This window comes from Streptomyces sp. NPDC059875 (assembly GCF_042731085.1).
Lineage (GTDB): Bacteria > Actinomycetota > Actinomycetes > Streptomycetales > Streptomycetaceae > Streptomyces.
The window spans coordinates 71,367-84,242 of sequence record NZ_JBHWJZ010000017.1; the positions used below are offsets into that span (position 1 = coordinate 71,367).

7 protein-coding genes are annotated in these 12,876 nt (G+C 72.2%); all 7 read left to right on the plus strand.

From position 1 onward, the window contains the following. Window positions 1-24: 24 nt before the first annotated feature. The 7 genes from ACFV9D_RS21545 to tmk all read left to right on the plus strand — a co-directional run bounded on the left by ACFV9D_RS21545 (window position 25) and on the right by tmk (window position 12,811). Window positions 25-2,433 (plus strand): sodium-translocating pyrophosphatase, encoded by a 2,409-nt coding sequence (locus tag ACFV9D_RS21545; RefSeq protein WP_385148380.1) that lies wholly within the window; start codon window positions 25-27, stop codon window positions 2,431-2,433. 188 nt (window positions 2,434-2,621) lie between these two features. Then, a complete protein-coding gene (locus ACFV9D_RS21550) occupies window positions 2,622-3,287 on the plus strand; it encodes a small secreted protein (protein ID WP_385148383.1) in 666 nt (221 codons plus the stop codon). Window positions 3,288-3,453: 166 nt separating this feature from the next. Further along, on the plus strand, window positions 3,454-4,992 hold the full coding sequence (locus ACFV9D_RS21555) for a methyltransferase (RefSeq protein WP_385148386.1): 1,539 nt from the start codon (window positions 3,454-3,456) through the stop codon (window positions 4,990-4,992). A 210-nt stretch (window positions 4,993-5,202) separates the two neighbouring features. Then, complete coding sequence (locus ACFV9D_RS21560) at window positions 5,203-5,358, plus strand: hypothetical protein (RefSeq protein WP_385148389.1); 156 nt, start codon at window positions 5,203-5,205, stop codon at window positions 5,356-5,358. Between the two features lie 716 nt (window positions 5,359-6,074). Continuing rightward, window positions 6,075-6,272, plus strand: coding sequence for a hypothetical protein (locus ACFV9D_RS21565; RefSeq protein WP_385148392.1), 198 nt, complete (start codon window positions 6,075-6,077; stop codon window positions 6,270-6,272). 240 nt (window positions 6,273-6,512) lie between these two features. Continuing rightward, window positions 6,513-9,362, plus strand: a complete 2,850-nt coding sequence (gene topA, locus ACFV9D_RS21570; protein ID WP_385148395.1) for a type I DNA topoisomerase — start codon at window positions 6,513-6,515, stop codon at window positions 9,360-9,362. A gap of 122 nt (window positions 9,363-9,484) precedes the next feature. Then, the gene (tmk, locus tag ACFV9D_RS21575; protein ID WP_385148398.1) at window positions 9,485-12,811 is read left to right on the plus strand and encodes a dTMP kinase; all 3,327 of its coding nucleotides are present in this window, start codon (window positions 9,485-9,487) and stop codon (window positions 12,809-12,811) included. Window positions 12,812-12,876 lie beyond the last annotated feature (65 nt).

Below are 12,876 nucleotides of genomic sequence, written 5' to 3' on the forward strand. Positions count from 1 at the left end.
AGCTCGCAACGTCAAGGAGGACGAATGGCGGGGCTCTTCAACCCAGAACTGACCGGACACCCCACTTCTCTCGCCGCGGCAGTACTCACCGACGAGAACCGAACCATCGTGATCGTCATCGCGGTCGTCGCGCTGGCAGCCCTCGTCGTCGCCCAGGTGCTGGTGCGCCAGGTGCTCGCGGCCGGTGAGGGCACCGATGCGATGAAGAAGATCGCCGCCGCCGTACAGGAGGGTGCGAACGCCTATCTCGCACGGCAGTTGCGGACCCTCGCGATCTTCGCCGCCGTCGTGTTCTTCCTGCTCTTGCTGCTTCCCGCCGACAACTGGTCGCAGCGCGCCGGACGTTCCCTGTTCTTCCTGGTGGGTGCGCTTTTCTCGGCGGCCACCGGATACATCGGCATGAGGCTCGCCGTACGGGCGAATGTGCGAGTGGCCGCGGCCGCCCGCGAGGCGACCCCGGCTCCGGGCGAACCGGAAAAGGATCTGACGACCGTCGCGCACAAAGCGATGAAGATCGCTTTCCGTACGGGCGGAGTGGTCGGCATGACCACCGTGGGCCTCGGCCTGCTCGGTGCCGCCTGCGTCGTCCTCGTCTACGCGGCCGACGCGCCCAAGGTCCTGGAGGGCTTCGGCCTGGGTGCCGCGCTCATCGCGATGTTCATGCGAGTCGGCGGCGGCATCTTCACCAAGGCCGCCGACGTCGGCGCCGACCTGGTCGGCAAGGTCGAGCAGGGCATCCCCGAGGACGACCCGCGCAACGCCGCCACCATCGCCGACAACGTGGGCGACAACGTCGGCGACTGCGCGGGCATGGCCGCCGACCTCTTCGAGTCGTACGCCGTCACGCTCGTCGCCGCGCTCATCCTCGGCAAGGCGGCCTTCGGCGACCTCGGCCTCGCCTTTCCGCTGATCGTCCCGGCGATCGGCGTGGTCACCGCGATGATCGGCATCTTCGCGGTCGCCCCGCGGCGCGCCGACCGCAGCGGAATGACCGCCATCAACCGCGGCTTCTTCATCTCCGCGGTGATCTCGCTCGCCCTGGTCGCCATCGCCGTCTTCGCCTACCTGCCGTCCTCCTACGCCGACCTCAAGGGCGTCACGGAGCCCGGCATCCAGAGCCACGCCGGAGACCCGCGGATCCTCGCCCTGGTCGCCGTCGCCATCGGCATCGTCCTGGCGGCGCTGATCCAGCAGCTCACCGGCTACTTCACCGAGACGACCCGGCGCCCGGTCAAGGACATCGGAAAGTCCTCGCTCACCGGCGCCGCCACCGTCGTCCTCGCCGGCATCTCCATCGGCCTGGAGTCCGCCGTCTACACCGCGATGCTCATCGGCCTCGGCGTGTACGGCGCGTTCCTGCTCGGAGGTGCGTCGATCACGCTGGCGCTGTTCGCGGTCGCCCTCGCCGGCACCGGCCTGCTCACCACCGTCGGCGTGATCGTCGCCATGGACACCTTCGGCCCGGTCTCCGACAACGCCCAGGGCATCGCGGAGATGTCCGGCGACGTCCAGGGCGCGGGCGCGCAGGTCCTCACCGATCTGGACGCGGTCGGCAACACGACCAAGGCCATCACCAAGGGCATCGCCATCGCGACCGCCGTCCTGGCGGCCGCGGCACTGTTCGGTTCGTACCGCGACGCGATCGCCACGGCGGTCTCCGAGGTCGGGGCCAAGGCCACCGAGACGAACCTCTCGTTGGACATCTCGCAGCCCAACAACCTCTTCGGGCTGATCCTGGGCGCCGCGGTGGTCTTCCTGTTCTCGGGGCTCGCGATCAACGCGGTGTCGCGCTCGGCCGGCGCGGTGGTCTACGAGGTGCGGCGGCAGTTCCGCGAGCACCCCGGGATCATGAATTACACCGAGAAGCCCGAGTACGGGCGCGTGGTCGACATCTGCACCAAGGACGCGCTGCGCGAACTGGCCACGCCCGGGCTGCTCGCCGTGCTGGCGCCGATCGCGGTCGGCTTCTCGCTCGGCGTGGGCGCGCTCGGCTCGTACCTCGCCGGAGCGATCGGTACGGGTGCGCTGATGGCGGTCTTCCTCGCCAACTCCGGTGGCGCCTGGGACAACGCCAAGAAGCTCGTCGAGGACGGCCATCACGGCGGCAAGGGCAGCGAGGCCCATGCCGCGACCGTCATCGGCGACACCGTCGGCGACCCGTTCAAGGACACCGCGGGACCGGCCATCAACCCGCTGCTGAAGGTGATGAACCTGGTCGCGCTGCTGATCGCGCCCGCCGTGGTGCAGTTCAGCTTCGGCGACGACGCCAGCGCCGGACTGCGGGCGCTGATCGCCGTCCTCGCGATCGCCGTCATCGTCGGCGCCGTCTACATCTCCAAGCGGCGTTCGGTGGCCGTCGGCGACGAAGCGGGTGACGAAGGCAACGCCGCGCATCGGAAGGCGGCCTCGTCGGACGCGCCGGTGATTTCGTAACACCTGGTCAAAGAGCGGGCGGACGGCATGTGATGACGTGCCGTCCGCCCGTCGCGTACGGGGACGTGAGGCGTGTCTCCCTTGGTGCGAACGGCTGCAATGTGGGATGAATCAGTCGCACGAAAGGTGGATGTCGCCCGCTCGGCGTGTATGTTCCGGGGCCGAGAGCCTTGGAAGGGACCGATCCGGTGAACAAGAAACTTGCGGCCGCGCTGTCCGGCGGCGCGGTACTCGTGCTCGCGCTGTCCGGTTGCAGCGACGACGGCGACAAGGTCAACGACTGGGCCAAGACGGTCTGCGACCAGGCGAAGCCCCAGATCCAGAAGCGGGCCGACGCTCAGCAGCTCATCATCTCGACGGCCGCGGACGGAAAGCCGGCCGACATCCAGGCCGCCGACTCGAAGGCCTTCCAGGACATCGCCGACGCGGACCGGGCGCTCGCCAAGTCCATCGAGGCCGCCGGGGCGCCGCCGGTGGACAACGGCGAGAAGCTCCAGCAGGACGCCGTCAAGGAGCTCAACGCCACGGCCGTGGCGTACGAGGATCTGAAGAAGCAGGTCGACGCGCTCGACCCGGGCAACCAGCAGAAGTTCGCGGACGGTCTGCAGGGTGTCGCCGACGGCCTGAAGAAGATCGAGAAGATGGACCAGGACGCGCTGGCCAAGCTGCAGTCCGGCGAGGTGGGCACGGCGATGGCGAAGCAGCCGGGCTGCCAGAAGGCGACGCCGTCGCCCGCGGCGGGCGGCTCGGCCTCCCCGAAGGCGGGTGCCACGCCGTCGGAGAAGCCTTCGGGCGCGGCGTCGACCAAGCCTTCGGCCAAGCCGTCGGGCTCCGCGAGCAAGAGCGCGGAGTAGGCCCGGAGCAAGACGGACGGCACGGTACGGGGCCCCGGGCGAGCACAACGCGCCCGGGGCCCCGCGCTGTGCCGGCCGAATGCGCCCCGCCGTACGCCGCATCCCGCCCGCCGCCCCCGGGCGGGGCGGTCGGGGCAATGTCGGTGGTGGCCGTCACAATAGGGGGGTGAGTACGACCAGCCTGACCTCCCGCCTCCCCGTGCCCGCGCACGCCGCCCGGCTGCGCGAAGCGCTGCTCGCCGCCGACTTCACCGCCGACGGCCTGCTCGAACTGCTCGGCGCCCCCGCCTACGCCGCGCTCGCGCGCAGTGAGACCGTGCCCGCGCTGCGGGCCACCCGGGGGGACTCCCCGCTGGAGACCCTCGTACGGCTCTTCCTGCTCCAGAAGGCCGTGGAGCACGAACGCGCGGCCGCGGCCCTGCCGCTGGAGGAGGCCCTCGCAGACGGGTGGGTGGTCCGTGAGGACGACGCGGTGCTGGCCACGGTCGACATCAGGCCGTACGGCGGGCCCGACGGACAGGACTGGTTCATCGTCTCCGACCTCGGCTGCGCCGTCGGCGGGGCCGGCGGCATCGGACGCAAGGACGAAGGCGTCGTCCTCGGCGTCGGCGGGGCCTCCACCACGCTCGCTGGCATCACCGTCCGTACGCCGGTGTCCTCCGCGCTCGACCTCGGCACCGGCTCCGGCATCCAGGCCCTGCACGCCGCCCAGCACGCCACCCTGGTCACCGCCACCGACCTGAACCCGCGCGCGCTGGACTTCACCCGGCTCACCCTCGCGCTCTCCGGGGCCCGCGAGGCCGAGCTGCTCCAGGGCTCCCTCTTCGAGCCCGTCGACGGCGACACGTACGACCTGATCGTCTCCAACCCGCCGTTCGTCATCTCCCCCGGCGCCCGGCTCACCTACCGCGACGGCGGGATGGGCGGCGACGACCTGTGCCGCACGCTCGTGCAGGAGGCCGGGGAGCGGCTCAACGACGGCGGCTACGCCCAGTTCCTCGCCAACTGGCAGCACGTCGAGGGCGAGGAGTGGCAGGACCGGCTCCGCTCCTGGGTGCCGCGCGGATGCGACGCCTGGATCGTGCAGCGCGAGGTCCAGGACATCACGCAGTACGCCGAGCTGTGGCTGCGCGACAGCGGCGACCACCGCGAGGACCCGGCGGAGTACGCGCTGCGGTACGCGGCCTGGCTGGACGAGTTCGAGGCCCGTAAGACCAAGGGCGTCGGCTTCGGCTGGATCACGCTGCGCAAGAACGCCGCCGTGGCCTCCGGCGCGGTCGAGCCGTCGATCGTGATCGAGGAGTGGCCGCACCCGGTCGAGCAGCCGCTGGGCGACACCGTACGGGCCCACTTCGAGCGCCAGGACTATCTCCGCACGCACGACGACGCGGCCCTGCTCGCCGACCGCTTCACCCTCGCGCCCGAGGTCGTGCAGGAGCAGGTCGGGCTGCCGGGCGCCGAGGACCCCGAGCACGTCGTGCTGCGCCAGAACCGCGGCATGCGGCGCGCCACCAAGGTGGACCACGTGGGCGCCGGCTTCGCGGGCGTGTGCGACGGCTCGCTCACCGCCGGCCGGATCCTCGACGCGATCGGGCAGCTGATGGGCGAGGACCCCGTCCTGCTGCGCGACCGCACACCGCAGGCGATCCGCCTCCTGGTGGAGGAGGGCTTCCTCCTCCCGGCCCGGGAGGCACAACAGGGCTGATACGGATCGAGCTGGACGAGGCCGCGCTCGGGGCGCCCCGCATCGCGATCAGCCCGCTGCGGGACGCCTGCCCGGCGGTGTCGGCTCGGTGCACGTCCACCAGGAGATCCTTCAGCTCCGCTCCACTGACCGGGAGTTCGTCCGCGCCCAGGACACCGTCTGCCACCCCGGCCCGCCCGAGCGCCTCAAGTCCCGTTGTTCGGGAACGGGATGTCCTGGAGAACGAGGCGTACGGCGTCGGCGAGGAACACCCGGCGCGCATCCCTGAACTGCCGGGTGTGCGGGGCGACGGCCCGCGAACCCTCCCTGGAGGACGCCTACATCGCGGTCGTGGCGGAGTCCGCCGCGCGGGAGGTGACGGCGTGAGGCGCGTCCTGTTCTGCCGCGCAAGGCCGACGCGCCGGCCAACCCGCTCGACACGCCCGTCCGGTTGGTGTCCGGGCTGCTCGTGCCACGGCCGCGCTCGCCGTTCCACTTCCGCACCTCCACCCGACTCGTACGCCTCGGGGGAGCGCGCTCCTACGGCGCCCTGTTCAACTGGACGACCCCACCCATGTTCATCGGAACACTGCTGGTCGAGCCGCTGCTTCGGGTTTTCTTCCTCGTCGTCCTGGGCAGAGAACCCGGTGTCGCCGACGACCGTTTCCACCTGGTCGGCAACGCCGTCCTCGCAGCTTCCGCCTCCTGCGTGTGCGGCGGCACCATGGCGATCGCGAACGTTCCTCTCTCGCCGCGCCGTCGCGTCCCGGTGTGGTCAGGACGCGTCCTCCCGTACGTACTGGACGGGCCCCCGCGGCCCGCCGGCTCTCGACGCGGCGCAGCTGGGGGCCGGGTACGCGGCCCCGGCCGTGGCGCTGCTCACCCTGGTCGAGCGCGGCGGCGAGCGCGGCAGCGGACGACGGGCCGTGCTCGTGCGATGTGACGAAGCCGAAGTGAGGGGTGGGGCACTACCGGCCATATTCGTGAACCCGTGCGGGAGCGTCCGCGTCGTTCACCCGGAATTCGCACCAGGGACGCCGGGAGGTGCCAGCCTCGGCCTCCAGGGGCCACGGGGGCCCGTGAAGCGGAAACGGGGTGCGGGCATGGAGAGCGGGCCGGCGATCTTCGCGGGAACGGCGTTCGCGCTGTTCGGAGCCGCGCTGCTGCTGTGGACGGGGGTGCGCGTGGCGCACCGCGAGCCGGTCGCGCAGGGGGTCGGCACGCCGGTGGCCGCCACGCTGACGACGATCTTCGGAATCGTGTTCCTTCTCCTCGGCGTGTGGTGCTTCGGGAGGCTGTGACGAGGTCGCTCCGTGCGGGCCCGCCCCACCGGACCGGGAGTCCGGGCGGCAGGAATGCCAGGACTCGGGTTACCGTTCGAGTGGCCGTTGCGGGCTTTTGCCGTTTGACACGGGGGCGGGTTGTACCGTCACACTCCGCAGCGACGGCAGCGTCACCGTGCGTGCCGCCGCCGAGCGTGCCGGCGGCGGAGTGCCAGCGCCGTACGTGCCACCGAGCGTCGACCGGAGAGAAGAGCGAAGTTGTCCCCGACCAGCGAGACCGCACAGGGCGGCCGCCGACTCGTCATCGTCGAGTCGCCTGCCAAGGCGAAGACGATCAAGGGCTACCTCGGCCCCGGCTACGTCGTCGAGGCGAGCGTCGGGCACATCCGCGACCTCCCCAGCGGCGCCGCCGAGGTGCCGGAGAAGTACACCGGCGAGGTGCGCCGCCTCGGTGTCGACGTCGAGCACGACTTCCAGCCCATCTATGTCGTCAACGCCGACAAGAAGGCGCAGGTCAGGAAGCTCAAGGAGCAGCTGGCCGGGGTCGACGAGCTCTTCCTCGCCACCGATGAGGACCGCGAGGGCGAGGCCATCGCGTGGCACCTCCTGGAGGTCCTGAAGCCCAAGGTTCCCGTCCACCGGATGGTCTTCCACGAGATCACCAAGGACGCGATCCAGGAGGCCGTCCGCAACCCGCGCGAGCTGAACAAGCGCATGGTGGACGCCCAGGAGACCCGCCGCATCCTCGACCGGCTGTACGGCTACGAGGTCTCGCCGGTCCTGTGGAAGAAGGTCATGCGCGGCCTGTCCGCGGGCCGGGTCCAGTCCGTCGCCACCCGTCTCGTCGTCGAGCGCGAGCGCGAGCGCATCGCCTTCCGCTCCGCCGAGTACTGGGACCTGACCGGTACCTTCTCCACCGGCCGCGCCGGTGACCCGTCCGACCCGTCGTCGCTGGTCGCCCGCCTGAACACGGTCGACGGCAAGCGCGTCGCCCAGGGCCGTGACTTCGGTGCCGACGGGCAGCTGAAGACCGCGAACATCCTGCACCTCGACGAGGAGAAGGCGCGGGCGCTGGCCGCCTCGCTCGCCGACACCTCGTTCAGCGTCCGGTCGGTCGAGTCGAAGCCGTACCGTCGCTCCCCGTACGCGCCCTTCCGTACGACGACCCTCCAGCAGGAGGCGAGCCGGAAGCTGGGCTTCGGGGCGAAGGCGACCATGCAGGTCGCCCAGAAGCTGTACGAAAACGGCTACATCACGTACATGCGTACGGACTCGACGGTCCTCTCCGACACCGCCGTCGCGGCCGCCCGCGCCCAGGTCACGCAGCTCTACGGCGCCGACTACCTGCCGGAGAAGCCGCGCGTCTACGCGGGCAAGGTCAAGAACGCGCAGGAGGCGCACGAGGCGATTCGCCCTTCGGGTGATCGTTTCCGCACCCCGGCGGAGACCCCTCTGACCGGCGACCAGTTCCGGCTCTACGAGCTGATCTGGAAGCGGACCGTCGCCTCCCAGATGAAGGACGCGACCGGAAACTCGGTCACCGTGAAGATCGGCGGCCGCTCCGCGGACGGCCGGGACGTCGAGTTCAGCGCGTCCGGCAAGACGATCACCTTCCACGGCTTCATGAAGGCGTATGTGGAGGGGGCCGACGACCCCAACGCCGAGCTGGACGACCGTGAGCGCCGGCTGCCGCAGGTCGCCGAGGGCGACCCGCTGTCCGCCGAGGAGATCACCGCCGACGGCCACGCGACCAAGCCGCCGGCCCGCTACACCGAGGCCTCGCTGGTCAAGGAGCTGGAAGAGCGCGAGATCGGCCGCCCGTCGACGTACGCGTCGATCATCGGCACGATCCTGGACCGCGGCTACGTCTTCAAGAAGGGGACGGCGCTCGTGCCGTCGTTCCTGAGCTTCGCCGTGGTCAACCTGCTCGAGAAGCACTTCGGCCGGCTCGTGGACTACTCCTTCACCGCCAAGATGGAGGACGACCTCGACCGCATCGCGCGGGGCGAGGCCCAGGCCGTGCCGTGGCTGAAGCGTTTCTACTTCGGCGAGGGCGGTGCGGAGGGTGCCTCCGGTGGCGCCGCCGACGCCGGGAACGGCGACGGCGACCACCTTGGCGGTCTGAAGGAGCTGGTGACCGACCTCGGTGCGATCGACGCCCGGGAGATCTCCTCCTTCCCGGTCGGCGAGGGCATCATGCTGCGCGTCGGGCGCTACGGCCCGTACGTCGAGCGAGGCGAGAAGGACACCGAGGGCCACCAGCGCGCGGACGTCCCCGAGGACCTCGCCCCGGACGAGCTGACGGTCGCCCACGCCGAGGAGCTGCTGGCCAAGCCGAGCGGCGACTTCGAGCTGGGCGTGGACCCGGTCAGCGGCAACCAGATCGTCGCCAAGGACGGCCGGTACGGCCCGTACGTCACCGAGATCCTGCCCGAGGACACCCCGAAGACCGGCAAGAACGCGGTGAAGCCGCGGACCGCCTCCCTCTTCAAGTCGATGGCGCTGGACACCGTGACGCTGGAGGACGCGCTCAAGCTGATGTCCCTGCCGCGCGTGGTCGGCACGGACGCGGAGGGCGTCGAGATCACGGCGCAGAACGGCCGCTACGGCCCGTACCTGAAGAAGGGCACGGACTCGCGGTCGCTGACGGACGAGGAGCAGCTCTTCACGATCACGCTGGAGGAGGCGCTCGCGATCTACGCGCAGCCCAAGCAGCGTGGCCGGGCGGCCGCCAAGCCGCCGCTGAAGGAGCTGGGCGTCGACCCCGTCAGCGAGAAGCCGGTGGTCGTCAAGGACGGGCGCTTCGGCCCGTACGTGACCGACGGCGAGACGAACGCGACCCTGCGGACCGGGGACAGCGTCGAGGAGATCACGCCGGAGCGCGGCTTCGAGCTGCTCGCCGAGAAGCGGGCCAAGGGGCCGGCGAAGAAGACGGCCAAGAAGGCGCCCGCGAAGAAGACGGCCGCCAAGAAGGCGACGCCGGCGAAGAAGACGGCGGCCAAGAAGACCGCCGCGAAGAAGACGACGACGGCCAAGACCGCCGCCGCGAAGAAGACGACCGCCGCCAAGAAGACGGCGGCGAAGTCGACGGCGGCGAAGCCGGAGTAGCAGCGCTTGATCTTGTAAGGGGCGGGGGCCCATGGCCCCCGCCCCTTACAAGTGCGGGCTCTGCCCGACGTTTGTTCGGGTGGAGGACACGGGGAGTAAAGGGGTCCGGATAGGGTGGACGGATGACGCGAGCAGAGCAGCCAGACTCCGACGTCGCGCTTGTCGCAGACTCCAGGGAGCGTGCCGTACGGGCGCTGTTGCGCCATCAACCGTTGCGACGACTGTGGAGCGCACAGTTCGTCGGCGGGACCGGGGACGCCCTCGCCCTGCTCGTCCTGGTGCTCCTCGGACTCCAGGCCGCCGTCTCCGAGGGAGCCCTCGGGGGCGGATACCGCGGGGCCGCGTTCGCCGTCGCCGCCGTGATCGGTGCCCGCCTCCTTGCCTCGGTGCTGTTCGGGGCCGTCCTCCTCGGCCCGCTCACCACGCTGACCGCGCCCGGCGGCGCGCTCGACCGGCGCTGGACCATGATCGGGGCCGACGGTCTGCGGATCGCGCTGCTCGTGATCGCGCCGCTGTGGATCGACTGGACACCCGACAAGGCCCTGTGGTTCCTGCTCGGCACCGTCTTCGTCGCCGGCGCAGCCGAACGGCTGTGGACCGTCGCCCGGGAGGGCGCGGCCCCCGCGCTGCTGCCCGCGCCGCCGCTGGAAGGCGCCGCCGTGCGGCCCCTGCCGGACCACCTGGACGCGCTGCGCCGGCTGTCGCTGCGTACGGGATTCCTCGCCGTACCGGCCGCGGCCGCCGTGCTCCTCGTCGCCACGCTCGTCGGCAACCTGCTCGGCACGGGCATCGACTGGTTCTCGCTGCACCAGGCCGCCCTCGGCGCGTACGTCGCCGCCGGACTGTTCGCCGCCTCGCTCTCCGTGCTCTACGCCGTCGAGCTGCCCGGCGGCCAGACGCCCAGGCCGCGCTCGCCCCTGGAGGGCCTGCGCCGGCCCGCCGCGGAGAAGGGCCGCACGGGAGCCGTCGCGCTGCTCGTCCTCGCCTGCGCCACCGTCGCCGGGGCCATCGCCGCCGCCGCGGCGGTCGCCGTCCTGCACGCGTACGACCTCGGCGGGGGACCGGTCACCTTCGCGCTGCTGATCCTCGCGCTGAGCGGGGCCACCGGCGTCGGCATCCGGACCGCCGGCTCCGTGCTCCCCGTCCTCTCCCGCCGCCGGCTCCTCGCCCTCGCGATCGCCCTCACCGGCGTCGCGCTGCTCGCGATGGGCCTCGTGCCGGACACCGCCACGGTGCTGTTCCTCTCCGTGCTCGCCGGGTACGCGGCCGGTGTCGCCGCCAACACCGGCCACACCCTCATCGACCAGGAGACCGAGGAGGCCCGGCGCCCCCGGGTCACCGAACACCTCCAGGCCGTCGCCCGGGTCGGCATGGCGCTCGGCGCGCTCGGCGCGCCGCTGCTCGCCGCCGCGATCGGGCCGCACCGGCTCGCCTCCGGCAGCTTCGTCTTCGCGCACGGCGGCGCAGCGTTCACGCTCATGCTGGTCGGCGCGCTGCTACTGCCCGTCGCGGCCGTCGTCCTGGCCAAGACCGACGACCGGTCCGGCGTACCGCTGCGCCGCGATCTGCGCGACGCGCTGCGCGGCGGCGACCCCGTCCAGGCGCCCGCCCCGACCGGCTTCTTCATCGCCTTGGAGGGCGGCGACGGCGCCGGCAAGTCCACCCAGGCAGAGGCGCTCGCGGAGTGGATCCGCGCCAAGGGCCACGAGGTCGTCGTCACCCGCGAGCCGGGGGCGACGCCGATCGGCAAGCGGCTGCGCTCGATCCTGCTCGACGTGTCCAGCGCCGGCCTGTCCAACCGCGCCGAGGCGCTGCTGTACGCCGCCGACCGCGCCGAGCACGTCGACTCGCTGGTCAAGCCCGCCCTGGAGCGCGGCGCGGTGGTGATCTCCGACCGGTACATCGACTCCTCGGTGGCCTACCAGGGCGCCGGGCGGGACCTGTCGCCGACCGAGATCGCCCGGATCAACCGCTGGGCGACCGGCGGGCTCGTCCCGAATCTGACCGTGCTGCTCGACGTCTCCCCGGAGACCGCGCGGGAACGGTTCACCGAGGCCCCCGACCGGCTGGAGTCCGAGCCGCCGGAGTTCCACGCGCGCGTGCGGGCCGGTTTCCTGGCCCTGGCCGCCGGTGACCCCGGCCGCTACCTCGTCGTCGACGCCGGCCAGGAGCCGGAGGCCGTCACCACCGTCGTACGCCACCGGCTCGACCGGATGCTGCCGCTGTCCGAGGCCGAGGTGAAGGCCCAGGAGGAGGCGCGGCGGAAGGCCGAGGAGGAGGCCAGGCGCCGGGCCGAGGAGGAGGCCGCCCGCAAGGCGGAGGAGGAGCGGCTGGAGCGCGAGCGCCAGGAGCAGCTCGCCAAGCTCCGCGCCGAGGAGGAGGAGCGCAAGCGCCAGGAAGAGGAAGAGGCGCGGCGCCGCGAGGCCGAACGGCAGGCGGAGGAGGCCCGTCAGCGGGCCGAGGAGGCCCGGCTGGCCGCCGAGGAGGAGCGCAAGCGGCGCGAGGCCGAGGAGAAGGCCCGCCGTGCGGAGGAGGAACGCCGCCGCAAGCAGGCCGAGGAAGAGGCCCGGCTGCGCGCGGAGGCGGAGGAGCGCCGCCGCGAGAAGCAGCGCAAGGCCGAGGAGGCCCTGCTGCGGGCGGAGGAGGCCCGGCGTCTGGCCGAGGCCGCGGCGGCGAAGGCCGCCGAGGAGGCGGCACAGAAGGCCGCTGCGGAAGCCGCAGAGCAGGCGGCCAGGGAGGCTGCCGAGGCGAAGGCCGCAGCGGCTGCGAAGGCGGCCGAGGCTGCTCAGGCCGCCAAGGCGGCGGAGGCTGCTCGGGCAGCGGAGGCTGCTCGGGCGGCGGACGCTGCGAAGGCGGCCGAGGCTGCTCGGGCGGCAGAGGCTGCTCGGGCCGCGGACGCTGCGAAGGCCGCCGAGGCTGCTCGGGCCGCGAAGGCGACCGAGACCTCGGAGGTTTCGGCCAACGAGATCACCGTCCCGACGCCGATCGTCAACCCCGATACGCGGCCCGACGACGTGACGCAGACCGTGCCGATCGTGTCGCCCGTGTCGCCGAACGAGATCACCGTCCCGACGCCGATCGTTCGGCCGGACGCCCGGCCGGAGGAGGAGACCACCGTCCTCCGCCCGGTGCGGGACGCCGACGAGACCGCGGTGCTGCCGCCCGTGCCGGCCGCCGACGAAACGGCCGTGCTGCCTCCCGTACGGGACGCCGACCCGGTCGACCGGGTGCCGCCCGGCATCTTCCGTGACGAGCGGCCCGCCGCCGCGGCCGAGCCCCAGGGCTCGAACGACCGGACGCGCGAGCTGCCGCAGGTCGACGACCAGGGTCGCCCGAAGCGCCGCTCCGACTGGGCGGAGGAGACCCCGCTCGACGATCTGCCGTCCCTGGCGGACGAACTGCTCGGCCCGCACGACGACGAGGACGACGGCCGACGCCGCCGTCGCTGACGCGCTGAAGGACCGACGGACGGGTCGCGGGCTTGCTGCCCGCGACCCGTTGTCGTAGCGGTGCC

Bases quoted from the DNA above. Each gene is read 5' to 3' on its own strand.
- ACFV9D_RS21565 (WP_385148392.1), top strand. From the start codon at position 6,075: ATGGAGAGCGGGCCGGCGATCTTCGCGGGAACGGCGTTCGCGCTGTTC.
- tmk (WP_385148398.1), top strand. From the start codon at position 9,485: ATGACGCGAGCAGAGCAGCCAGACTCCGACGTCGCGCTTGTCGCAGAC.
- ACFV9D_RS21545 (WP_385148380.1), top strand. From the start codon at position 25: ATGGCGGGGCTCTTCAACCCAGAACTGACCGGACACCCCACTTCTCTC.
- ACFV9D_RS21560 (WP_385148389.1), top strand. From the start codon at position 5,203: ATGTCCTGGAGAACGAGGCGTACGGCGTCGGCGAGGAACACCCGGCGC.